Consider the following 21,217-nt stretch of genomic DNA (forward strand, 5'->3'; position numbering starts at 1 on the left):
GTCCATCGGACCGCCAGGTGAGCAGGTGGGGGTGCACGGAATCCCACCCCTCCCGCACATTCACTCGAACGAGTCCTTCTTCGACGTTTTACCAGGTCACAGGAGCTGCCAAGATCGTGGATACTCACCTTTGGAAGCTTTTGAGCACCCGCGACCGACGATGGGAGCAATCCGTGGAAGCGCTCTCAACGTTGTGGAAAATAGAAGGTCCCCACACACCACCGCCGCCCAACCGACCGACACCCTGACCCGCCCATCCGACAACACGGCCTGCCGGCCCGCAGACACCCATCGGACCCGGTGCCCGGCCTGCCCGCCGACGGCCGGGTGAGTCCACGCACATCCCGCAGACGGCCAGACGGGTTCACGCACATCCCGCGGATAGCCGGGTGCATCCGCGCACATCCCACGCCGCCTGAGCGCGGACGCGTGCGCGGTGACTCGCGCGGTGACTGCGGCAGCCATGGACCTGCGCCCGTTGTGGCTGCGGCACCTACAGCGGACGGCGGCGTAGCTCCGCGAGGTCGTCCGGGCCGGGGCCGTCGAACGTGGCGGCCTGGACGGACGCGGGCACGTCGGCCCAGCGCAGCACCGTCGCTTTCGCCTGCGCGCGTTGGGCTTCCGGCAGCTTGGCGATGTCCGCGCCGTGGTTGCCGCCGGGCACCGTGAAGCTGAACGAGTCGCGCGTGCCCGGTCCGAGCCGGAACGGTTCGGCGCCCCACGGGTCGTCGCCGCCGTAGACGAACAGCAGGCCACGGCCCGCGAGGCGCACCCAGGCGTCGACGTCGCGCATCGCGCCGGGTTGGAAGCGCATCGGGATGTCGGCGGGCACGAATGACCGCGGCACGCTGGAACCGGGGTAGCGCAACAGGTCCGCCACCGCGCGCTCGTCGGCTTTCGGGGAGCCGAGCTGGGTGCCTGCCTGGTAGTAGTACGGCGTGTAGGGGGCGACGCCTGCGTCGGTGTAGAAGTCGAAGCCGACGGTGTCGTCCATGAACCGCACCAGCTGCTCGACGGTCGAGTCCGGGCCGGGGACGATAACGCACCGGGCCTGCGACTCGTACTGCCAGAAGGTGAACGGCGTGTCCAGGACCAGGATCTCCAGGGCCTTCTGCGGCGACCCGAACAGCCCGTCGTACCGGTAGCCCCTGGCCAGCATGATGGCCACGACCTCGTCGCGGTGCTGGAGCACCTGCCGCTGCACGCCTTCCAACCGCCGGTTGCACGCGTCGTCGTCACCGGCGTGCGCGATGAAGTCGGCGTAGACGTCCCGCCCGTCGACCACGTCGTTCGGTGCCACGTAAGCGATCGTGCCGTCGACGTCGTGCGGGAAGAACCGGCGGTGGTAGACCGACGCCATGCCGCCCTTGCTCGCCCCGGTCGACAGCCAGGCCGCGCGGTAGATCCCCTTGAACGCCCGCACGATCCGGTGGTGGTCGGACGCGGCCTGCCGGATGTCCAGGTCGTGCCAGTCCGCGGGTTCCGGCCGCGACGGCGTGAAGAACCGCTGCTCGACGCTCAGCTGGTTGCCGTCCACGAGCTTGGCGGGCTCCGACAGCCCTGGGCCGCCCGGCAGGTCGTAGCCGGTGGTGTGCAGCACCATCGGGCGGCTTTCGTCCTTGTGCAGCAACGAGATCCGCTGCTCGAAGTCACCGCGCCACGGGCGCTGGTGGTCGATCGGCTGGCGGAAGCCGAGCACGAAGTACCGGTACTCGCCGACGGTCGCCTTGCTGATGATCCGCAGGCCTTGGATCGCCGTCAGCCGGGTCTCCAGGTCGGGTGCCGCGGACGCGACGCCCGCCGCCAGTGGGGAAAGGACGAGGACCAGGGCCACGAACAACCGCGTCAGCCGGTGCACGGGGTCGAACGTATCGACCGGCCGGGTGGGCGGGCACCGGCCGATCGGAGGGAGCCGGAAATCGTCGGTGTCGGCTGGAATGATGCGAGCCGGAGTCGAGGTCGGGTTTTCGGGCCCTGGCTTCAGGTCAGCGGAAGGATGGCGGCGCCGGAGCGCGTGTTCGGGCAAGCTGTGGGGACGGGGAAAAGCCGTCGGTGTCCGCACCGGCGGTTGGGAGCGGGGCCTGCCGTTCTGGATGCGGCTCGCCCGGCGGTCGGCGGAGTGCGGCGAACACGCCGTCGGCCGTGGTGGAGTCGTGTTCCCGGCACAGCGGATGCGGGAGCGCGGCGGCTTGTGGTTGATCGGAGTCGAGAGGCTCGCGGTCAGCGAATGAGGTGCGGAGTGCGTGGACGCGCCCGGATGGTCGGCGGTTGCGGCGAATCAGCCGCCGGCCATCCGGGCGGCGACTCGCGGTAGAACCCGGAACCGCCCCACGTGGCTCTCGACCGGACCGGATCCGGGAGGTGCCGTCGTGCTCGAACGGGCGGGAATCGCGGGCAAAAGGAAACCCCGCGGTGCTGCCAGGTCGGGGGTCCGACAGCATCGCGGGGTCATCTGGAACATCGACTCGTGCTCGGGAACCGTTACACACCCCTGCAGTTGTGACTCGGATCACGATCACACGGGACGTTCCACGTGCATGAACGTCATCCCTGGCATGCGGGAGGCCTGCCAGGGACGACGTCCCATCTCCTCTGCACTTCGCGCTCTACGACGCGGGGCTCGACCGGTGTCGATCGGTGTCGATCGGGCGACGCCGTGGCGGCAAAGGGTCAGCGGAGGGTGTTGACCTGGTTCTGGGCGATCGCCATGAGCTCGTGGCGCATGGCCTGCGACGGCGCGGTGTCGATGGCGCGCGCGATGGCCTTGCGGTTGCGAGCTTCGACACGACGGGCGCGGAGCTTCGCGGTGATGTTCATCGGTATTACTTCCCTCTCAGAGGTTCTCTCGGTTGCGTAGCTCAAGTATGCACCCTGCCGCCCGGTTGTGCACGCGATTATCCGGTGAGCTGGGGCACAGGCCGGCGAATCATCGGCAATAACCTCTAGACCACCTACGATTCCCCTGCCAAACACCTGTCTACACCGGACAGGTCATCTCAGAGGTCCGACACTCTCTAGCTCTAGCGCTAGACAGTCGAATACAGCCGGATCGACCACGTTCACGCAGGTGGGAGGCCTAATCCTCGCGGCCGAGCAGGAACCGGCCGAAGTGCGGCACGGTGAACGCGATCTGCCCGCGCTCCGCCGAGTACACGAGGCCCTTCTTGATGAGACTGTCGCGCGCTGGGGACAGCGACGACGGCTTGCGGGCGAGGTGTTCGGCGACCTGGGCGGTGTTGACGCCCGCGTCCTTGCCGTCGGTCATCTCGGCCATGGCGCGCAGGTACTCGCGCTCGGCGGGCGTGGCGCGCTCGTAGCGCGAGCCGAAGAAGCCGACGGCCAGTTCGGCGTCGGCCTCCGGCGCGGCGACGGAGACGTCCAGCGCGGTGATCGGGTCGTCCGGCGCCGCGTCCCAGGCCGCTTTGCCATAGGCCTGGATGAAGTACGGGTAGCCGCCGGAGGCGTCGAACAGCGCGTCGAGGGCTTCGACGTGGATGCCCGCGCCCTCGCGTTCGATCGGGGCGAGCACCGCGCGGTCGGCGTCCTCACGGCTGAGCCGGTCGATCCGCACGTACCGGAACAGCCGTTCGGAGTACGACTTGCTCGCGGACAGCACGGCGGGCAGATGCGGCAGACCCGCGCCGACGACGACCAGCGGCGCACCGGACTGGGACAGCTCGTGGCACGCGGCGCACAGCGCGGAGATGTCGTCCGCCCGCAGGTCCTGCATCTCGTCGATGAGCAGCGCGACACCGGTTCCGACGTCCTGCGCCAGTTCGGCCACGTCGGTGAACAGCTCGACCAGGTCGATCTCGATGTCGCCCGAGTCGGCCCTGCCCTGCGTCGCGGGCACGTCGATGCCGGGCTGCCAGCGGTCGCGGAGCTTCGCGTCGGCCGGGTTCGACCGCAGCGCGAACGCCTTCAGCACGCCCAGCGCGGCCTCGACCCGGTCCGGCGCCCGGTGCCGGACGGCGAGGTCGCGGATCGCGCGGTGCAGCGCGGCGGCCAGCGGACGGCGCAACCCGGCGTCGGGGCGGGCCTCGATCTTGCCCGTGCCCCAGCCGCGGCGCAGCGCCATCGAGCGCAGTTCGCCGAGCAGCACGGTTTTCCCGACACCCCGCAACCCCGTGAGCACCAGGCTGCGTTCGGGACGGCCGCGCGCCACCCGTTCCAGCACGACCTCGAAGGCTTTGACCTCCTTGTCGCGCCCAGCCAGCTCGGGCGGACGTTGGCCCGCGCCGGGGGCGAACGGGTTGCGCACCGGATCCACCGTCGAACGCTATCGCCGCATCTAGTGCACGAGCGATATTCCCGCAGACTTGTCGAGTGTGTTCCGCTCTCTAGCGTTCTCTAGTGCCATGACTAGAGACCTCGATCGTTGCGGATGATCGGCCGCCGGGGTTGGCTGGTGATCGTGGCCGAGGTAGTGACGAGGGGAACCGGCACGGTCGAGCGAACAGCGGACCGTGCACAGGTGGACGTGAGCTTCGAGACGGAGGGTGATCAGCGTTCGGACGCGGTCGAGGCGCTGACCAGCCGTGTTTCCGCCGTGGAGCCGCTGCTGGAGCAGCCTGGTGTCGAGGTGCGGTCGCGGCAGCTGTCCGTGCACGACAACTGGGACGGCAACCAGAAGGCGGGCAGCCGGGCGAGCCAGCGGTACACGCTGCGGGTGACCGACCTCGACGGATTGGACTCGTTGCTGTCCGCGCTGGTGATGGCCGAGCCGACCTGGCTGAACGGTCCGACGTGGGACCTGACCGACACCAGGGAGGCCGTGCACGAGGCCCAGCAGGCCGCCGTCACCGATGCCCGCCTCCGCGCTCAGGGCTACGCCGACGCGCTGGGCCGCAGGCTCGGTCCGCTGCAACGGCTGTCCGACGGCGACGGGGACATGTGGCAGGCCGAGTCCGCGATGGCCGCCAAGTCGTTCGCCGGTTACGGCGGCAGCCCCGGCGCGCCCGTGCAGGTCGACCAGTTGAGCCTGGAGGCGCAGCAGATCACCGTCACCGTCCGCTGCACCGCCGCGTGGTCGCTGCTCGACTAGGACCGCCCGTCCACAACCCTGTCCACACCTGTGGACAACTCGAACACCTGTTCGATTCACGGTCGGTGACCACTCACCGGACACTCGCGCGGCCCCACACGGCCCGAACGCACTCCCCTTCACGCGCGCGAACCTCAACCATCCCCCACCACTCCCTGGGGGACGGCCCCGAGGCCAGTCTACCGCCACCTGGGGTTTTGAAGATCGACTTCGACTGGCCTGTGGACAACGCGGGCACCTGTGGACAACCGCGAGCGAAGCGTCCGAAAACTTGCGGACGTGTGCTACCGCTCGACGATCGCCGTCACGCCCTGTCCACCTGCCGCGCAGATCGAAATCAGTCCGCGCCCCGAACCGCGCTCGGCGAGCAGCTTCGCCAACGTGGCGACGATGCGCCCACCGGTGGCCGCGAACGGGTGCCCGGCCGCCAGCGACGAGCCGTTGACGTTCAGCTTGGCGCGGTCGATCGACCCCAGCGGGGCTTCGAGGCCGAGCTTGGCCTTGCTGAAGTCCGGGTCCTCCCACGCCTTGAGGGTGGCGAGGACCTGGGAGGCGAAGGCCTCGTGGATCTCGTAGAAGTCGAAGTCCTGCAACGCGAGCCCGGCGCGGGCGAGCATTCGCGGCACGGCGTACGCGGGTGCCATCAGCAGTCCCTCGGCGCCGTGCACGTAGCCGACGGCGGCGGTCTCGGTGAACGTGAGGTACGCCAACACCGGCAGGTTGCGCGCGGCCGCCCACTCCTCGCCGGCCAGCAGCACCGCGGAGGCGCCGTCGGTCAGCGGGGTGGAGTTGCCCGCGGTCATGGTGGCGCCGTCGCCGCGGCCGAACGCGGGCTTGAGCTTGGCGAGCTTCTCGACGCTGGAGTCGGGGCGCAGGTTCTGGTCGCGGGTGAGGCCGAGGTACGGGGTGACGAGGTCGTCGAAGAAGCCGCGGTCGTAGGCGGCGGCGAGGTTGCGGTGGCTGGCCGCGGCGAGCACGTCCTGGTCCTCGCGGGCGATGCCCCACAGCTTGGCGGAGATCGCCGCGTGCTCGCCCATGGACAGGCCGGTGCGCGGTTCGCCGTTGCGCGGCAAGTCGGGCACGAGGTGGCCGGGGCGGAGCTTGGCGAGCAGCTTCAGCCTGCCCGCGGTGGTGCGGGTGCGGTTGAACTCCAGCAGCACGGCGCGCAGGCCTTCGTTGACGCCGATCGGCGCGTCGCTGGTCGTGTCGACGCCGCCCGCGATGCCGGAGTCGATCTGGCCGAGCGCGATCTTGTTGGCCACCGAGATCACGGCTTGCAGGCCCGTGCCGCACGCCTGCTGGAGGTCGTAGGCGGGGGTGTCGGCCGCGAGGCGGCTGCCCAGCACGGACTCGCGGACGAGGTTGAAGTCGCGGCTGTGCTTGAGGACCGCTCCGGCGACGACCTCGCCGAGCCGTTCGCGCTGGAGGCCGAAGCGGCTGACCAGGCCGTCCAGGGTGGCGGTGAGCATGTCCTGGTTGGACGCCGCGGCGTAGGGGCCGTTCGACCGCGCGAAGGGGATCCGGTTGCCGCCGAGGATCGCGACCCGCTTGATGTTGGCCATCTGGCCATTCTACCTACTCATCAGTAGACTTACCACTGAGTAAGGAGTGTGGGATGGACAGGTACCAGCGGTTCGCCAAGTCGGGTGTCGGGCGGTTCGTGGTCGGCAGGCTCGGCCTGCCCGACCCGCACCCCCTGCGCAGGTTTTCCCCCGGACAGCCCCTACTGGACGGGCCAGTGCTGCTCGGCGGGACCGGACGCCTGGTCGAGCCGGTCACCGCGGTCCTCAAGTCGGTCGACGTGCACCGCGAGGCCGTGCCGGACCAGCGGTACGCCGCGCTGGTGTTCGACGCGACCGGCATCGACGACACCGCCCGGCTGGACGGGCTCCACGCGTTCTTCCACCCGGTGATCCGGTCGCTCGGCCCGTCCGGCCGCGTCCTGGTGCTGGGCACCCCGCCGGAGGAAGCGGGGTCGCGGGTCGCCCAGCGCGCGCTCGAGGGTTTCACCCGATCAGTGGGCAAGGAACTCAAGCGCGGCGGCACCGCCCAACTCGTGTACGTCAGCGAGGGCGCCGAAGGCGGCATCGAGTCGACGCTGCGGTTCCTGCTGTCCGGCAAGTCCGCGTACGTCTCCGGCCAGGTGGTCCGGATCGGCGCGGCCACCGTGGAGGAACCGGCCGACCGGGACCGTCCGCTGGCGGGCAAGGTCGCGCTGGTGACCGGCGCGTCACGCGGCATCGGCGCGTCGATCGCCGAGGTGCTCGGCCGCGACGGGGCGCACGTGGTGTGCCTGGACGTGCCCTCGCAGGGCGGTGAGCTGTCCGAAGTGGCCAATCGGGTCGGCGGGTCCTCGCTGCAGCTGGACATCACGGCCGCCGACGCCCCCGCGCGGCTGGTCGACCACCTCACCCAGCGGCACGGCGGGGTCGACGTCGTGGTGCACAACGCCGGGGTGCTGCGGGACAAGACGTTGGGGCGCATGGACTCCGGCCAGTGGAGCACCGTGATCGCGGTGAACCTGTCGGCCCAGGAGCAGATCAACGAGGCGTTGTTGGCCGCGAACACCTTGCGCCGCAACGGGAGGATCATCGGCGTCTCGTCCATCGCGGGCATCGCGGGCAACGTCGGCCAGACGAACTACGCCACGTCCAAGGCGGGTGTGATCGGCATGGTCGACTCCCTCGCCGCCGAACTCGCGGACCGCGGCAGCACGATCAACGCCGTCGCGCCGGGGTTCATCGAGACCAGGATGACCGCCGGGGTGCCGCTGATGACCCGCGAAGTCGGCAGGCGGATGAACAGCCTGTCGCAGGGTGGCTTGCCGGTGGACGTCGCGGAGACCGTCGCCTGGTACGCGCACCCGGCGTCGACCGGGGTCAACGGCAACGTTGTCCGCGTCTGCGGGCAGATGCTGCTGGGCGCGTGATGACGAACCTCGCGCTGCTCTACGCGAAGGCCGGGCTGACCGGGTTCGCCCGTCGCGGGAACGAGCTGCCGCCGACGGAACCGACCGCCCACGTCGTGGTCGACCGCGCGCACCTGGCCGCGTACAACGAGGTCTGCGGCTTCCGGATTGGCGAGAACCTGCCAGTCACCTACCCGCACGTGCTCGGTTTCCCGTTGCAGCTCCGGCTGATGACCGACCGCGCGTTCCCGTTCGCGCTGGCCGGTCTGGTGCACGTCGCCAACCGCGTCACCCAGTCCCGCGCGCTGACCGCGACCGACCCGTTGGCGCTGACCGTGCACGCCGAGAACCTCCGCCCGCACGACCGCGGCACGCAGTTCGACGTGGTCACGACCGCCGCGGTCGCCGACGAGGTCGTGTGGACCGGGACCTCCACGTACCTGAAGCGCGGCGGCGGACCGGGTCCCGGCACCGGTGACCGCACCGCTGCGCCGCCGCCGACCGGCGTGTGGCGGGTGCCCGCCGACATCGGCAGGCGCTACGCGGCGGTGTCCGGCGACCGGAACCCGATCCACCTGCACCCGTTGGCCGCTAAAGCTTTCGGCTTCCCGCGGGCGATCGCGCACGGGATGTGGACCAAGGCCAGGTGCCTGGCCGCGTTCGAGGGACGACTGCCCGACGCCTGCACCGTCGAGATCCGGTTCAAGGCGCCCGTCCTGCTGCCCGCGACCGTCGACTTCTCCACCGACGGCAGGCACTTCGCCTTGCACCACCCGAAAAGCGGAAAACCGCACCTCACGGGCACGGTCCTGCTCTAGGGGCGGCGCGTCGGCGGGTGCCAGATGCGACCCTGGACGAGGTCGCCGAAACCCATCCAGACCAGGTTCATCAGGCGCGACGCGACCACTCCCGCGGGCTCGTCGGGGTGGTCGAGCCACCAGTCGGCCAGCGACTCGCCCGCGCCGACCAGCGCGGCGGCCAGGCTCTCGGCCTCCCGCTCGGACGCGCTCGGCACGTCCTGCGTCCTGGTCGCGTGGACGAGCAGCGCGGCGACCAGGTTGACCGCGCGTCCACGCATCTCGGCGAGTTCGGCGGCGAACGGCCCGCCCTGCGAACTGGCCTGGCGGTGCAGGACCTGCCAGCTGGAGCGGTTCTCCCCGACGAAGTCGAAGAACGCCCGCAGGCCGCTCCACAGCTGGACGTCCGGCGGCTGGTCGGGCTCGATGCCGTTGGCGATGGCCTCCATCATGACGGTCGACTCGCGGCGGATGCAGGTGGCGAAGAGCTCTTCCTTGGAGCCGAGGTAGGCGTAGAGCATGGGCTTGGAAATGCCCGCGACCTCGGAGATCTCGTCCATGGACGCGGCGTGGAACCCGAGGCGCGAGAAGACGTCCACGGCGGCGTCCATGATCTGGCGTTCACGCACCGCGCGCGGCAAACGTTTGGCTCTACCGGTACGGACCGGTTGGTCTGGCTGCATCGCACCCCCTGAAGGCTGGGGCAAGATTACTCGGCCGTCTTGCAGGTGAACCTACTCACCAGTAGATTACTTTCAAGTAGGCACAGGAGGTGCTCATGACCACCGACCTCACCACCGAGGCGATCGCCAGGCTCAGCCCCGCCGAGTTGATCTCCACGCTCAAGCGGCTCGACCCGGCGGACCCGGCCCTGAAGGGCCTCGACATCGACGTCATCGCCAGGGGCATCGACCCCCGGAAGCTCGGCGAGGACGAGTTCGCCGATCTCCTGTCGACCCTCGGCGACCTCGCCGACGGCGGCGCGGACCTCGACCTGGCGCAGATGGACCCGCAGAACTTCGCCCGCATCATCTCGCGCGCGTCGAAGGACCAGATCGAAGCGGTCACCACGCGGCCGGGCCTGCGCGAGCGCGTGCTCGACGAGGTGTTCCGCCGCATGGAGGTCCACTTCCGCTCCGAACGCGCGGGCGCCACCAGGGCCGTGGTGCACTTCCGGCTCACCGGCGGCTTCGGCGAGGACGGCCACGACACCTACGAGGTCGTGATCGAGGACGCGAAGTGCGCGATCAACAAGGGCGAGACCCGTGAAGGCCGCGCGAGCGTGACGCTGAGCCCGGTCGAGTTCCTGAAGCTGGCCACCGGCAACGCGTCGGCTCCCGTGCTGTTCATGACGGGCAAGCTGAAGGTCAAGGGGGACCTGGGTTTCGCCGCCGGATTCATGAGCCTGTTCAACATTCCGAAGGCCTGAGGGGATTTCTTCGATGGGTGGCTTCTCGCTGGAGCTGAACGAGGACCAGACCGACCTGCGCGACTGGGTGCACGGCTTCGCCAAGGACGTCATCCGCCCCGCCGCGTCCGAGTGGGACGAACGGGAGGAGACGCCGTGGCCGGTCATCCGGGAAGCGGCCAAGATCGGCCTGTACGGTTTCGAGGCGTTGGCGACCTGGTTCGCCGACCCGATCGGGCTGTCGTTGCCGATCGCCACCGAGGAGCTGTTCTGGGGTGACGCGGGCATCGCCCTGTCCCTCATGGGCACCGGCCTCGCCGCCGCGGGCATCTTCGCCTCCGGCTCCCCCGAACAGCTGGCCGAGTGGGTGCCCGAGTGCTTCGGCACCGAGGACGACCCGAAACTCGCCGCGTTCTGCGCCTCCGAACCGCAGGCGGGCTCGGACGTCGCCGGCTACCGCACCCGCGCCCGTTACGACGAGGCCACCGACGAGTGGGTCGTCAACGGCCAGAAGGCCTGGGCCACCAACGGCGGCATCGCCAACGTCCACGTCGTCACCGCCGTCGTGGATTCTTCTTTGGGCTCCCGCGGCCAGGCGGCGTTCATCATCCCGCCCGGCACAAAGGGCCTGTCGAGTCCCGGCAAGATCAGGAAGCACGGGATGCGCGCCTCCCACACCGCCGACGTGTTCCTCGACGACGTCCGCGTCCCCGGCCGCTGCCTCCTCGGCGGCAAGGACAAACTCGACGCCCGCCTGGCCCGCGCCCGTGAAGGTCAGAAGTCCGGCGGCCAAGCCGCGATGGCCACCTTCGAAACCACCCGGCCCACCGTCGGCGCCATGGCCATCGGGGTGGCGCGGGCGGCGTACGAGTACTCGCTGGGGTACGCGAAGGAGCGCGAGGCGTTCGGTCGGAAGATCATCGAGAACCAGTCGATCGCCTTCGACCTGGCGAACATGAAGATGGAGATCGACGCCGCGCGGTTGCTGGTGTGGCGGGCGGCCTGGATGGGGCGGAACAACGTGCCGTTCACCGCGGGTGAGGGGTCGATGTCGAAGCTGAAGGCCGGTGAGGTGTCGGTGTGGGCTACCGAGCGGGCCATCCACATCCTGGGTGGGGCTGGGTACACGCGGGATCATCCGGTCGAGCGGATGCATCGGGACGCGAAGATCTTCACCATCTTCGAGGGGACGTCGGAGATTCAGCGGTTGGTGGTGGCCAGGGCGATTTCGGGGATGTACATCCGGTGAGTTGATCGTCCGAGGTCGTCTGGTGGACGGGGTTCGCGCAGTTCGCGGGCCCCGTTCACTGTCGTTCTGTGCTTGGTCGACCGCGGTGGGGTCTCCCGGTTCGGCCATGAAAGCCCTTGACCCTCCATCGACTGGACAGTTCACGATGGGTCCCGTGGCGCACTACTCGATCGGCGAACTCGCCAGGCTGACCGGCCTGTCGGTGCGGACGGTTCGCTTCTACTCCGACGCGGGGCTCGTTCCCGTTGTCGGGCGGACCGGTGGTGGGTATCGCACCTACGACGTGGCCGGGCTGAATCGGCTGAGGCTGGTTCGCACGCTGCGTGATCTCGGTGTCGGCCTGCCGACCGTGCGGCGGGTGCTGGAGGAGACGGTGGGGGTTGCCGAGGTGGCGGGTGCGCATGCGGATGCGATCGATGCGCAGATCAGGACGTTGCGGCTTCGTCGTGCCGTGCTGCGGGCGGTTGCCAAGGGAGGGGAGATGGAGCTTGTGAACGAGTTGGCGAGGTTGTCGGATGAGGAGCGCCAGCGCATTCTGGACGACTTCTTCGAGGACGTGTTCGGTGGCCACGACCTGGATCCGGGGTTCGACGCGATGATGCGGTCGGTGCGCGTCCGGCTGCCGGACGACCCGAGCACCGAGCAGCTCGAGGCGTGGGTGGAGTTGGCGGAACTGGTGCGGGACGAGGACTTCCGGGCGAGCGTTCGGCGGATGTCGGGGAGGCATGCCGAATTGCGCGGAGCCGGTGAGGACATGGGGGCGCCCGGTCCTGAGCTGATGGCGGCGTTCGCGTACTCGGTCGAGCGGGCCCGTGCCGCGCTTGACGCGGGGGTGGCCCCGGATTCGGTTCAGGCCAAGGGGATCGTGGCGGAGGTGAACGCCAGGTGGGCCGAAGCGTTGGGGGTGCCGGATGACGAGCACCTGGTGGCACGGTTGCGGGAGCAGGAGTCGTTCGCCGACCCGCGTGCGGAACGGTACTGGCAGCTGATCGGCGTGATCAACGGTCTGCCCGAAGTGCCCGACACGACGCGGGAACGCGTCTGGCTGCGTGAGGCCGGGCAGTCGCTGAGCGGTTGACGGTTACTCCCGCACCAGGCAGAACGGGTGGCCTGCGGGATCGGCGAGGATCCGCCAGATCCGGTCCGGCTCGCCGGCGTCCAGCAGCGTGGCACCCAGTGCGAGCGCGGCGTCCTGCGAGGAGTCCAGGTCGTCCACTCCGACGTCGAGGTGGACCTGCTGCGGCCTGGACGCGTCGGACCACACCGGTGGTCGGTGGTCGTCGACGCGTTGGAAGCACAGCACCAGGCCGGTCCCGGTGTGCAGTGTCGACCAGTCGGCGTCCAGCGACCACCGCCGGTCGGGCTGGTCGACCTCGCCGCCGAGCAGTTCCCGGTAGAACTCGGCGAGCGCGGCCGGGTCGGGGCAGTCCAGCACCACGCATTGCAGTTTCCCGATCACCCGGACGACATTAGGTCTACCGGGCACACTGCGGGAACCAGGCGCCCACCGTCGGCGTTGTGCATCCGGGGGTGAGTCGATGTCGGCGTTCATGGAGTCGATCCGCGCGTTCTTCGGCCGTCTCACGGCTCGTGGTGGTGGCGACGCCGCGGCCCGCCTCGCGGAGTTCGAGGCAGGCGGTGAACCCGTCTTCGACGCCGCCATGCTCACCGGCGGCGCCTGGTCGGAGGGAAAGCTGAAGGCGGGTCGGTACCGGCTGGTCTGGTGGGTGCCGGGCAAGCAGGGCGTGCTCGACTTCAGCAGGCGCGACGGTGTGGTGGAGAGCCTCGGCGGTGTCGACGGCGGCAACGGCTGGACCATCGACCCGAACATGGTCGTCCTGCACTACCGCCGCGGCGCCGAGGTGGTCCAACTGGCCGTTCCACCGACCGAATTGGAGCTGGTGAGCCGCATCCTCCCGCTGCCCCAACGCCGCTGACCCGGTGGGGGGCCACCGCATCGTGGGCTGCCACCCACATTTGAGAGCATGTGCGAGTGGACATCGTGGCGCAATGGGTGCGGACCGTGTGGACCGAGGACGCGACCGGCGGATCGGCCGCACTCCTCCTCCCGGTCGCATTCGAACTACCGGAACTCGCCCCGCTCCTGACCCACGAGGTGACGCAGCAGGAGTGGCACAACTTCGCGCCCCGCTCCACCGTCCACCACGACCGTCCCGACCAGAACCAGGTCACCCTCCACGAGGAGGAGGACAGGGTCAGGGTCGGCCTCCAGGTCTCCCCGATCGGCCGTCCCTACCGCCCCCGCAGGCCTCCGGCCATCTGGGTCAAGTCGGGCGAGTCCGTCCGCTGGCAGATCAACTACCGCTACTCGGGCGTGACCACCGACGCCTGGATCTACGCCCTCGACACCCTGAACTTCACCTGCGGTCCGACCACCCAGGACGTGTTCCTGAACGACCCGACCCACACCGTGAACGAGTTGGTGGACCTGTTCTAGTCCTCGCCGGTCACGGCGTGCTCCGGTACGCCCGCGCGGTCTCGTCGCAGGCGGTCTTCCCCTGACGAACGGACGCCGGGAGCCCGTGGGCTCCCGGCGTCCGGGGTGGTGCTGGTGCTGGTCGCTAGTAGGTCATCGCCAGGCCGGGGTCGGCCAGGAGGGCGCCTACGTCGGCGAGGAACTGCGAGCCCTGTTGGCCGTCGACGACGCGGTGGTCGAAGCTGAGCGCGAGCTGGCAGACCTTGCGGGGGACGACCTGGCCGTCGACGACCCACGGCATGTCGCGGATGGCGCCGAGGGCGAGGATGGCGGACTCGCCGGGGTTGATGATGGGGGTGCCGGTGTCGACGCCGAAGACGCCGACGTTGGTGATGGTGAACGTGCCGCCCATCATCTCGGCCGGTGAGGTCTTGCCGTCTCGGGCGGTGGTGGCGAGCCGGTCGAGTGCCATCGCGAGGTCGCGCAAGGACATCCGGTCCGCGTCGCGGACCTTCGGCACGACGAGGCCGCGGGGGGTGGCCGCGGCGATGCCGAGGTGGACGTAGTCCTTGTAGACGATCTCGCCCGCGGCCGCGTCCCAGGTGGCGTTGACGTCGGGGGTCCGCCTGGCCGCGAGGATCACGGCCTTGGCCGCGAACACCAGCGGTGTGACCTTGACGTCGCGGAACGCGGGCGAGGTCTTCAGCCTGGCCCGGAGTTCCATCATCGGCGTGACGTCGATGGTGAGGAACTCCGTGACGTGCGGCGCGGTGAACGCGCTGTCGACCATCGCCTGCGCGGTCGCCTTGCGGACGCCCTTGATGACCACCCGGCGTTCCCGCGAGCCGTTGTCCGCGGTGGACACCGTGGACGCCGGCGTGGAAGCCGGGGCCGCCACGGCCTGTTCGACGTCCTCGCGGGTGATGACGCCGTTGGCGCCGGACCCGGCCAGCGCGCGCAGGTCGACGCCCAGGTCCTTGGCCAGCTTGCGGACCGGCGGCTTCGCCTGCGGCACGTAGCCGCCGGGCTGGGCCACCGGGGCCGCGGGAGCGGCGACCGGAGCAGGGGGCGGCGGCGCCACGGGAGCGGCGGGGGCGGCGACCGCGACGGGGGCGGGGTCCTTGCGGGCACGGCGTTTGGCCGCTCCCGCGCGGGGTCCGTACCCGACCAGGGTCGCGATGCGGCCGCCCGGCATCTCCTCGCCGATCTTGCCGGAGGAGGTGCCGTTGGTGGCGGGCTCGGCCGCCACCGGAGCGGGAGCGGCGGGCGCCGCCGCGCCCGAGGGGTCCGTGTCGATCGTGATGATCGGGACGCCGACCTCCACCGTCTGGCCGATCTCGGCCAGCAGCTCGGTGACGACGCCGTCCCACGGGCACGGCAGCTCGACGGCGGCCTTGGCCGTCTCGATCTCGACGATGATCTGGTTGACCTTGACCGCGTCGCCCGGCTTCACGTGCCAGGTCAGGATCTCGGCCTCGGTCAGCCCCTCCGCCGTGTCGGGCATGGGGAACTGCTGGAACTGCGGCATGGCGTACTTCCCCTTACCAGGCGAGTGATCGGTCGACGGCGTGCAGCACCCGGTCGAGGTCGGGGAGGAAGTCCTCCTCCAGCTTCGACGGCGGGTACGGGGTGTCGAATCCGGTCACCCGCAGCACCGGCGCCTGCAGGGAGTAGAAGCACTCCTGCTGGACCTTCGCCGCGATCTCGCTGGTGATGGAGCTCTCGCTGGGGGCCTCGCTGACCACGACGAGCCGTCCGGTGCGCCGCACCGACTCGTACACCGGGCCGAGGTCGAGCGGGGACAGCGTGCGCAGGTCGATGACCTCGAGTTCGGTGCCGTCCTCGGCGGCGGCGTTGGCCGCGTCGAGGCAGACCCGGATCATCGGGCCGTAGCCGACGAGGGTGGCCGCCGTCCCCGTGCGCAGGACGCGCGAGGCGAACAGCGGGCCGGGCGCCTTGGTCGTGTCGACCGGCGCCTTCTCGTAGTAACGACGTTTCGGTTCGAAGAACAGCACCGGGTCGTCGCAGTCGATGGCCTGCTGGATCATCCAGTAGGCGTCGGTCGGGTTCGAGCACGACACGACCTTGAGCCCCGCGGTGTGCGCGAAGTACGACTCCGGCGACTCCGAGTGGTGCTCGACCGCGCCGATGCCGCCGCCGAAGGGCACCCGGATGACCATGGGCAGCTTGTTGCGGCCCTGGGTGCGGTAGTGCAGCTTCGCGACCTGGCTGACGATCTGGTCGAAGCCGGGGAAGATGAAGCCGTCGAACTGGATCTCGCACACCGGCCGGTAGCCGCGGATCGCGAGGCCGACTGCGGTGCCGATGATGCCGGACTCGGCCAGCGGCGTGTCCAGCACGCGCTGCTCGCCGAAGTCCTTCTGCAGGCCGTCGGTGATGCGGAAGACGCCGCCGAGCTTGCCGATGTCCTCGCCCATCATCAGGACCTTCGGGTTCGCCTCCATCGAGGCGCGCAGCCCCATGTTGAGGGCCTTGGAGATCGTCAGCGTCTGGACTTCGGACTCACCCGAGCCGGAGTCCGCGCGGTTCAACGTGGGCGCGGCCATCAGTGCTCACCTCCCGCGAAACCCGAGACGTAGCCGAGGAACTCGTCGCGCTGCGCTTCCAGCACGGGGTTGCCCTCCGCGTAGACGTTGGCGAAGATCCGCTCCGGCGGCGGGTCGGGCATGTTGACGCAGAACTCGCGCAGCTCCACGGCGAGCGCCTCCGACTCGGCCTCGATCTCCTCGAAGAACGAGCTGTCGGCCCACTGCTGCTTGACCAGGTGGACCTTGACCCGCTCGATGGGGTCCTTGAGCTTCCACAGCTCCAGCTCGTCGGAGAGCCGGTAGCGGGACGGGTCGTCCGAGGTGGTGTGCGCGTCCATCCGGTAGGTGAACGCCTCGATCAGGATCGGGCCGTTGCCCTGCCTGCACTCCTCCAGCGCCCAGCGGGTGACCGCGAGGGTGGCGAGGACGTCGTTGCCGTCGACCCGGATGCCGGGGAAGCCGTAGCCGCGGGCCCGCTGGTAGAGCGGGAGCCGGGACTGGCGCTCGGTGGGCTCGGAGATGGCCCACTGGTTGTTCTGGCAGAAGAACACCAGCGGCGCGTCGTAGACGGCGGCCCACACGAAGCCCTCGTGCACGTCGCCCTGGCTGGTCGCGCCGTCGCCGAAGAAGCAGATGGTCGCTTCGCCGTCGGAGTCGCCGACCTTGCCGTCGAACTTCTGGCCCATCGCGTACCCGGCCGCGTTGAGGACCTGGTTGCCGATGACGATCGTGTACGGGTGGAACTTGTGCTTGACCGGGTCCCAGGTGCCCATGTCCGTGCCGCGGAAGATGCCCAGCAGCTCGGTCGGGTGCACACCGCGGGTCCAGGCGATGCCGTGTTCGCGGTAGCTGGGGAACGCCATGTCGTCGGGGCGCATCGCGCGGCCCGAGCCGATCTGCGCGGCCTCCTGCCCCAGCAGCGGCACCCAGATGCCGAGCTGGCCCTTGCGCTGGAGTGCGTTGGCCTCCCGGTCGACGCGGCGGATCAGGACCATGTCGCGGTACAGACCGCGCAGCTCGTCCGCCGTGATGTCGATGTCGAAGTCCGGGTGCTGGACGCGCTCCCCCTCGGGGGTCAGCAGTTGCACCAGGTTGACGTCACCTTGGTCGGTGGCTCGCAAACCCGCGATCACCTGTTCCGCTGTCGGTTTCGCCGCCGTGGCGGCCGGCGCCGACGCCGGTTCGGGGTGCGTCCATTGCTCGGGGGACGACATTGCGCCTTCTCCTCGTCTACGAGGCCGCCCGGTCGCTCGTGGCGACGTGTGTGCGGCTGTGCACCGCCAGTCGCCTCCGCCCCTGTGGGGGCTTCGGTCAACCGTCGGCGCTGACGGTGGTTCTCATCCACATCCTGACACGGCCTCGGCTCGCTTGGTGAGTGCCATCCCACTTCGTAACACAGAGATCAACGTCCTGAACTGCGAGAACAGTCGGAGGGTCGACCTTCCGACCTCCGACTAGCGAGTTCGGTCACCGAACACGCCTGTCCCGGTTACCGTTCGTTAACCTCTGGGGCCATTCCGGAACGGTCCCACCGGCGAGCGCCGGGCGCACTGTCGCACTCGACCAACTTCCCGTCCAGACATCGGATGAAAGCGGGTTGACACAGGGCCTCGCAGCCATCCCATGTGCCGATAATTAGTTCACCGACCGGTATCAACACCCTTCCGATGTGAGCAGCACTACACAAACATCTGATGTCTTGTTAACGTCGAGGTCACCTGCAACCGCCGCCGCAGTGGTCGCGCGCTGTTGGCGCGCGCCTAGCCGGTGGAGGACACATGAACACCCTGCGCACAGCCGCTCCGGTGCTGGTCGCCATCCTTTTATCCGCCCTCGCGCCCGCCGTCGGCAGTACCCGCGCGGCTCCCGACGTCGGCACGACGGCGGCCGGGCCCCTCTCGCTCTGGTACGACGAACCCGCCACGGACTGGGAAACCCAGTCGCTGCCGATCGGCAGCGGGGCGCTCGGCGGCGGGGTCTTCGGCACCGTCGCCAAGGAGCGGATCCAGCTCAACGAGAAGACCCTGTGGACCGGCGGTCCCGGTTCGACTTCGGGTTACGACTTCGGGAACTGGACGAGCCCCCGGCCCGGCGCCATCCGCGACGTGCAGGACCGGATCGACCGGGAGCACCGCGTCGCGCCCGCCGACGTGGCGGCCGCGCTCGGTCAACCGAAACACGGTTTCGGCGCCTACCAGACGTTCGGCGAACTGGGACTCACCCTCACCAGCCCGCCCGGCGGGGTCACGAACTACCGGCGCGACCTGGACATCGGCCGCGCGGTCGCGACGGTCGCCTACGACGCGGGCGGCGTGCGCTACACCAGGGAGTACTTCGCCAGCGCCGCCGACAAGGTGCTGGTCGCGCGGCTGTCGGCCAGCCAGCCGGGCCGGATCGGCTTCACGACCACGCTCACCGCGCCGGACAACCGGTCCAAGCGGACGACCGCGAGCGGCGGGCGCAGCACGTTCGCCGGGGCGCTGACCGACAACGGGATGAAGTTCGAGTCCCAGCTCCAGGTCGTCGGCCAGGGCGGTTCGCGGACCGACAACGGCGACGGCTCGGTGAGCGTGTCGAACGCCGACAGCGCCGTGGTCGTGCTCGCCATGGGCACGAACTACGCCGCCGACTACCCGACCTACCGCGGCGCCGACCCGCACCAGCGCGTGCAGTCGACCGTCGACGCGGCCGTGGCGAAGGGGTGGAACGGGCTGCTCAACGCCCACGAGCAGGACTACCGGGGCCTGTTCGACCGGGTCCGGCTCGACCTCGGCCAGCAGGTGCCCGCCATCCCCACCGACGAGCTGCTCAGCGGGTACGCGAACGCCGCGCCCGCGGCCAAGCGGGCGCTGGAGGTCCTGTACTTCCAGTACGGCCGCTACCTGCTGATCTCCTCCTCGCGCGCCGGGTCGCTGCCCGCGAACCTCCAGGGCGTGTGGAACAACTCCACGTCACCGCCGTGGGACGACGACTACCACGTGAACATCAACCTCCAGATGAACTACTGGCCCGCCGAGACGACGAACCTGTCGGAGACCGCGGCGCCGCTGTTCGACTACGTCGACGAGATGCGCGAGCCCGGCGCCGTGACCGCCCGCGACATGTTCGGCAACCGCGGCTGGGTGGTCAACAACGAGACCAACCCGTTCGGCTTCACCGGCGTGCACCAGTACCCGGAGGCGTTCTGGTTCCCCGAGGCCGGTTCCTGGCTCGCGCAGCACTACTACGAGCACTACCTGTTCACCGGCGACCAGGCGTTCCTGCGCGACCGCGCGTACCCGGTGCTGAAGTCGCTGGCGCAGTTCTGGCTGGACGAGCTGCGGGTCGACCCGCGCGACGGCAAGCTCGTCGTGACGCCGAGCTACTCGCCGGAGCACGGCGACTTCTCCGCGGGCGCCGCGATGTCGCAGCAGATCGTCTGGAACCTGTTCACCAACGTCGTCAGCTCGGCGGCAGTCCTGGGTGACACGGCGTTCGGCGACGAGGTGCGGACGGCTCTCGGACGGTTGGACCCCGGTACCCGGATCGGGTCGTGGGGCCAGTTGCAGGAGTGGAAGGAGGACTGGGACAGCGCCACCGACACGCACCGGCACGTGTCGCAGCTGTTCGGGCTGTTCCCCGGCAACCAGCTGACCACGCCCGCGCTGACGGCCGCCGCCAAGGTGTCGCTGGCCGCGCGCGGTGACGGCGGGACCGGGTGGAGCAAGGCGTGGAAAATCAACTTTTGGGCGCGGCTGCTCGACGGCGACCACGCGCAGAAGATGCTGTCCGAGCAGCTCACCGGCAGCACGCTGGCGAACCTGTGGGACACGCACCCGCCGTTCCAGATCGACGGCAACTTCGGCGCCACGTCCGGGGTCGCGGAGATGCTGCTGCAGAGCCAGAACGGCGTCGTGCACGTGCTGCCCGCGTTGCCCAGTTCGTGGCCGACCGGGTCGTACGCCGGGCTGAAGGCGCGCGGCGGCACGTCGGTCGACGTCCGCTGGTCGGGCGGCTCGGCGGTGGAGATCGGGGTGACGCCGACCAGGAACGGGCCGCTGACCGTGCGCAACGGGCTGTTCCGGCAGTCCTACCGGCTGGTCGACGCGGGCACCGGGCAGGTCGTGCCGGTGACGGCGAACGGCGACTCGGTCACGTTCACCGCGCGGGCCGGACACCGGTACGCGGCCACGGGCGGGTGCGGCGAACCGGCGGCGGACACCCCCGTGGTCGCCTGGGACCCGCAGTCCGGCGACACCGTCACCGACCGGTCGCGCAACGCGCGGCACGCCACCGTGCAGGCAGGTGGCGCCTACGCCGCCGAGGGCTCCACCGGCAGCGCCCTGGTGCTCGACGGCACCCGGTACCTGCGCACCCAGCCGACCTCGCTCGGACGGCTGCCGCGGGCGACGTTCGCCGCGGAGGTGAAGGTGACCACGTCCGGGGGCTACCGGCGGCTGTTCGACTTCCAGCCCTCCGGCGACCCCGGCGCCGACGGGGTGCTGATCGACCTCACCCCGACCAACCAGGTGCGGTTCATCGGCGCGGGCCAGGGCGTGACGACGGCGGCCGTGGTGCCGACCGGCCGCTACGTCGACGTGGTGGTGACGCTGGCGGACGGCCTCCTCACCGTCTACCTCGACGGACGGCAGGCGGCGACCGCGCAGGTCGGCGCGGGCGGCGTCAACGGGTGCGCGACCAGGCAGCTGCGGTTCGGCGCCGACCAGGACGGCGGGCAGCGGCTGACGGGGGCGGTGGACCGGATGGCGGTCCTGCCCAGGGCGCTCGGGTCGAACGAGGTGCCGAACTGGAGGTCGATCGCTTTCGGCTGACCTGCGCCGTTCGT

At 70.0% G+C, this 21,217-nt stretch carries 18 protein-coding genes; 9 read left to right on the forward strand and 9 right to left on the reverse strand.

The genetic code is table 11. From position 1 onward, the window contains the following. Positions 1-493: 493 nt before the first annotated feature. From RM788_RS24420 to RM788_RS24430, 3 genes are all read right to left on the reverse strand, one after another. On the reverse strand, positions 494-1,858 hold the full coding sequence (locus RM788_RS24420; protein WP_315934084.1) for a S28 family serine protease: 1,365 nt from the start codon (positions 1,856-1,858) through the stop codon (positions 494-496). Positions 1,859-2,670: 812 nt separating this feature from the next. Continuing rightward, a complete protein-coding gene (locus RM788_RS24425; RefSeq protein WP_170155650.1) occupies positions 2,671-2,817 on the reverse strand; it encodes a hypothetical protein in 147 nt (48 codons plus the stop codon). Positions 2,818-3,076: 259 nt separating this feature from the next. After that, a complete protein-coding gene (locus RM788_RS24430) occupies positions 3,077-4,270 on the reverse strand; it encodes a DUF8462 domain-containing protein (protein WP_315934085.1) in 1,194 nt (397 codons plus the stop codon). 114 nt (positions 4,271-4,384) lie between these two features. Here RM788_RS24430 and RM788_RS24435 point away from each other — a divergent pair, with 114 nt between their 5' ends. Beyond that, positions 4,385-5,044: an SIMPL domain-containing protein gene (locus tag RM788_RS24435; RefSeq protein WP_315934086.1), complete on the forward strand. Its 660-nt coding sequence runs from the start codon at positions 4,385-4,387 to the stop codon at positions 5,042-5,044. Positions 5,045-5,328: 284 nt separating this feature from the next. On the opposite strand, the gene RM788_RS24440 is transcribed toward RM788_RS24435, so the two are convergent. Further along, positions 5,329-6,606 (reverse strand): acetyl-CoA C-acetyltransferase, encoded by a 1,278-nt coding sequence (locus RM788_RS24440; RefSeq protein ID WP_315934087.1) that lies wholly within the window; start codon positions 6,604-6,606, stop codon positions 5,329-5,331. A 53-nt stretch (positions 6,607-6,659) separates the two neighbouring features. Here RM788_RS24440 and RM788_RS24445 point away from each other — a divergent pair, with 53 nt between their 5' ends. Both RM788_RS24445 and RM788_RS24450 read left to right on the forward strand, forming a co-directional pair. After that, positions 6,660-7,973 carry a 3-oxoacyl-ACP reductase gene (locus tag RM788_RS24445; protein WP_315934088.1) on the forward strand — a complete coding sequence of 438 codons (1,314 nt, stop codon included), beginning with the start codon at positions 6,660-6,662 and terminating at the stop codon, positions 7,971-7,973. After that, positions 7,973-8,770: a MaoC/PaaZ C-terminal domain-containing protein gene (locus tag RM788_RS24450; RefSeq protein ID WP_315934737.1), complete on the forward strand. Its 798-nt coding sequence runs from the start codon at positions 7,973-7,975 to the stop codon at positions 8,768-8,770. Before RM788_RS24445 ends, RM788_RS24450 begins: the two co-directional genes overlap by 1 nt. Here RM788_RS24450 and RM788_RS24455 read toward each other — a convergent pair. Beyond that, positions 8,767-9,432 (reverse strand): TetR/AcrR family transcriptional regulator, encoded by a 666-nt coding sequence (locus RM788_RS24455; protein WP_315934089.1) that lies wholly within the window; start codon positions 9,430-9,432, stop codon positions 8,767-8,769. The genes RM788_RS24450 and RM788_RS24455 overlap by 4 nt on opposite strands. A gap of 95 nt (positions 9,433-9,527) precedes the next feature. Between RM788_RS24455 and RM788_RS24460 the strand changes: the two genes are divergently transcribed. From RM788_RS24460 to RM788_RS24470, 3 genes are all read left to right on the forward strand, one after another. Then, the gene (locus tag RM788_RS24460) at positions 9,528-10,178 is read left to right on the forward strand and encodes an SCP2 sterol-binding domain-containing protein (protein WP_315934090.1); all 651 of its coding nucleotides are present in this window, start codon (positions 9,528-9,530) and stop codon (positions 10,176-10,178) included. A 13-nt stretch (positions 10,179-10,191) separates the two neighbouring features. Beyond that, on the forward strand, positions 10,192-11,406 hold the full coding sequence (locus RM788_RS24465) for an acyl-CoA dehydrogenase family protein (protein WP_315934091.1): 1,215 nt from the start codon (positions 10,192-10,194) through the stop codon (positions 11,404-11,406). Positions 11,407-11,551: 145 nt separating this feature from the next. Next, entirely contained in the window at positions 11,552-12,484 is a 933-nt protein-coding gene (locus RM788_RS24470) for a MerR family transcriptional regulator (RefSeq protein WP_315934092.1), read from the forward strand. 3 nt (positions 12,485-12,487) lie between these two features. On the opposite strand, the gene RM788_RS24475 is transcribed toward RM788_RS24470, so the two are convergent. Continuing rightward, a complete protein-coding gene (locus tag RM788_RS24475) occupies positions 12,488-12,865 on the reverse strand; it encodes a VOC family protein (RefSeq protein ID WP_315934093.1) in 378 nt (125 codons plus the stop codon). Between the two features lie 79 nt (positions 12,866-12,944). Here RM788_RS24475 and RM788_RS24480 point away from each other — a divergent pair, with 79 nt between their 5' ends. Together RM788_RS24480 and RM788_RS24485 are read left to right on the forward strand one after the other, a co-directional pair. Further along, positions 12,945-13,343 (forward strand): hypothetical protein, encoded by a 399-nt coding sequence (locus RM788_RS24480; protein ID WP_315934094.1) that lies wholly within the window; start codon positions 12,945-12,947, stop codon positions 13,341-13,343. 56 nt (positions 13,344-13,399) lie between these two features. Continuing rightward, positions 13,400-13,864: a hypothetical protein gene (locus tag RM788_RS24485; protein WP_315934095.1), complete on the forward strand. Its 465-nt coding sequence runs from the start codon at positions 13,400-13,402 to the stop codon at positions 13,862-13,864. A gap of 124 nt (positions 13,865-13,988) precedes the next feature. Here RM788_RS24485 and RM788_RS24490 read toward each other — a convergent pair whose 3' ends face one another. The 3 genes from RM788_RS24490 to pdhA are packed head-to-tail and all read right to left on the reverse strand — an operon-like array spanning position 13,989 to position 17,606. Further along, positions 13,989-15,371 carry a dihydrolipoamide acetyltransferase family protein gene (locus RM788_RS24490; protein ID WP_315934096.1) on the reverse strand — a complete coding sequence of 461 codons (1,383 nt, stop codon included), beginning with the start codon at positions 15,369-15,371 and terminating at the stop codon, positions 13,989-13,991. A 13-nt stretch (positions 15,372-15,384) separates the two neighbouring features. After that, positions 15,385-16,410: an alpha-ketoacid dehydrogenase subunit beta gene (locus tag RM788_RS24495; protein ID WP_315934097.1), complete on the reverse strand. Its 1,026-nt coding sequence runs from the start codon at positions 16,408-16,410 to the stop codon at positions 15,385-15,387. Then, positions 16,410-17,606, reverse strand: a complete 1,197-nt coding sequence (gene pdhA, locus RM788_RS24500) for a pyruvate dehydrogenase (acetyl-transferring) E1 component subunit alpha (RefSeq protein WP_315934098.1) — start codon at positions 17,604-17,606, stop codon at positions 16,410-16,412. Before pdhA ends, RM788_RS24495 begins: the two co-directional genes overlap by 1 nt. 564 nt (positions 17,607-18,170) lie before the next feature. Between pdhA and RM788_RS24505 the strand changes: the two genes are divergently transcribed. Next, entirely contained in the window at positions 18,171-21,203 is a 3,033-nt protein-coding gene (locus RM788_RS24505) for a glycosyl hydrolase family 95 catalytic domain-containing protein (RefSeq protein ID WP_399344663.1), read from the forward strand. The last annotated feature ends 14 nt before the right edge of the window (positions 21,204-21,217 follow it).

The sequence above is a fragment of the Umezawaea sp. Da 62-37 genome (assembly GCF_032460545.1).
Taxonomy (GTDB): domain Bacteria; phylum Actinomycetota; class Actinomycetes; order Mycobacteriales; family Pseudonocardiaceae; genus Umezawaea.

Bases quoted from the DNA above. Each gene is read 5' to 3' on its own strand.
- RM788_RS24425 (WP_170155650.1), bottom strand. From the start codon at position 2,817: ATGAACATCACCGCGAAGCTCCGCGCCCGTCGTGTCGAAGCTCGCAAC.
- RM788_RS24435 (WP_315934086.1), top strand. From the start codon at position 4,385: ATGATCGGCCGCCGGGGTTGGCTGGTGATCGTGGCCGAGGTAGTGACG.
- RM788_RS24440 (WP_315934087.1), bottom strand. From the start codon at position 6,606: ATGGCCAACATCAAGCGGGTCGCGATCCTCGGCGGCAACCGGATCCCC.
- RM788_RS24445 (WP_315934088.1), top strand. From the start codon at position 6,660: ATGGACAGGTACCAGCGGTTCGCCAAGTCGGGTGTCGGGCGGTTCGTG.
- RM788_RS24450 (WP_315934737.1), top strand. From the start codon at position 7,973: ATGACGAACCTCGCGCTGCTCTACGCGAAGGCCGGGCTGACCGGGTTC.
- RM788_RS24455 (WP_315934089.1), bottom strand. From the start codon at position 9,432: ATGCAGCCAGACCAACCGGTCCGTACCGGTAGAGCCAAACGTTTGCCG.
- RM788_RS24460 (WP_315934090.1), top strand. From the start codon at position 9,528: ATGACCACCGACCTCACCACCGAGGCGATCGCCAGGCTCAGCCCCGCC.
- RM788_RS24465 (WP_315934091.1), top strand. From the start codon at position 10,192: ATGGGTGGCTTCTCGCTGGAGCTGAACGAGGACCAGACCGACCTGCGC.
- RM788_RS24470 (WP_315934092.1), top strand. From the start codon at position 11,552: ATGGGTCCCGTGGCGCACTACTCGATCGGCGAACTCGCCAGGCTGACC.
- RM788_RS24480 (WP_315934094.1), top strand. From the start codon at position 12,945: ATGTCGGCGTTCATGGAGTCGATCCGCGCGTTCTTCGGCCGTCTCACG.
- RM788_RS24490 (WP_315934096.1), bottom strand. From the start codon at position 15,371: ATGCCGCAGTTCCAGCAGTTCCCCATGCCCGACACGGCGGAGGGGCTG.
- RM788_RS24495 (WP_315934097.1), bottom strand. From the start codon at position 16,410: ATGGCCGCGCCCACGTTGAACCGCGCGGACTCCGGCTCGGGTGAGTCC.
- pdhA (WP_315934098.1), bottom strand. From the start codon at position 17,606: ATGTCGTCCCCCGAGCAATGGACGCACCCCGAACCGGCGTCGGCGCCG.
- RM788_RS24505 (WP_399344663.1), top strand. From the start codon at position 18,171: ATGAACACCCTGCGCACAGCCGCTCCGGTGCTGGTCGCCATCCTTTTA.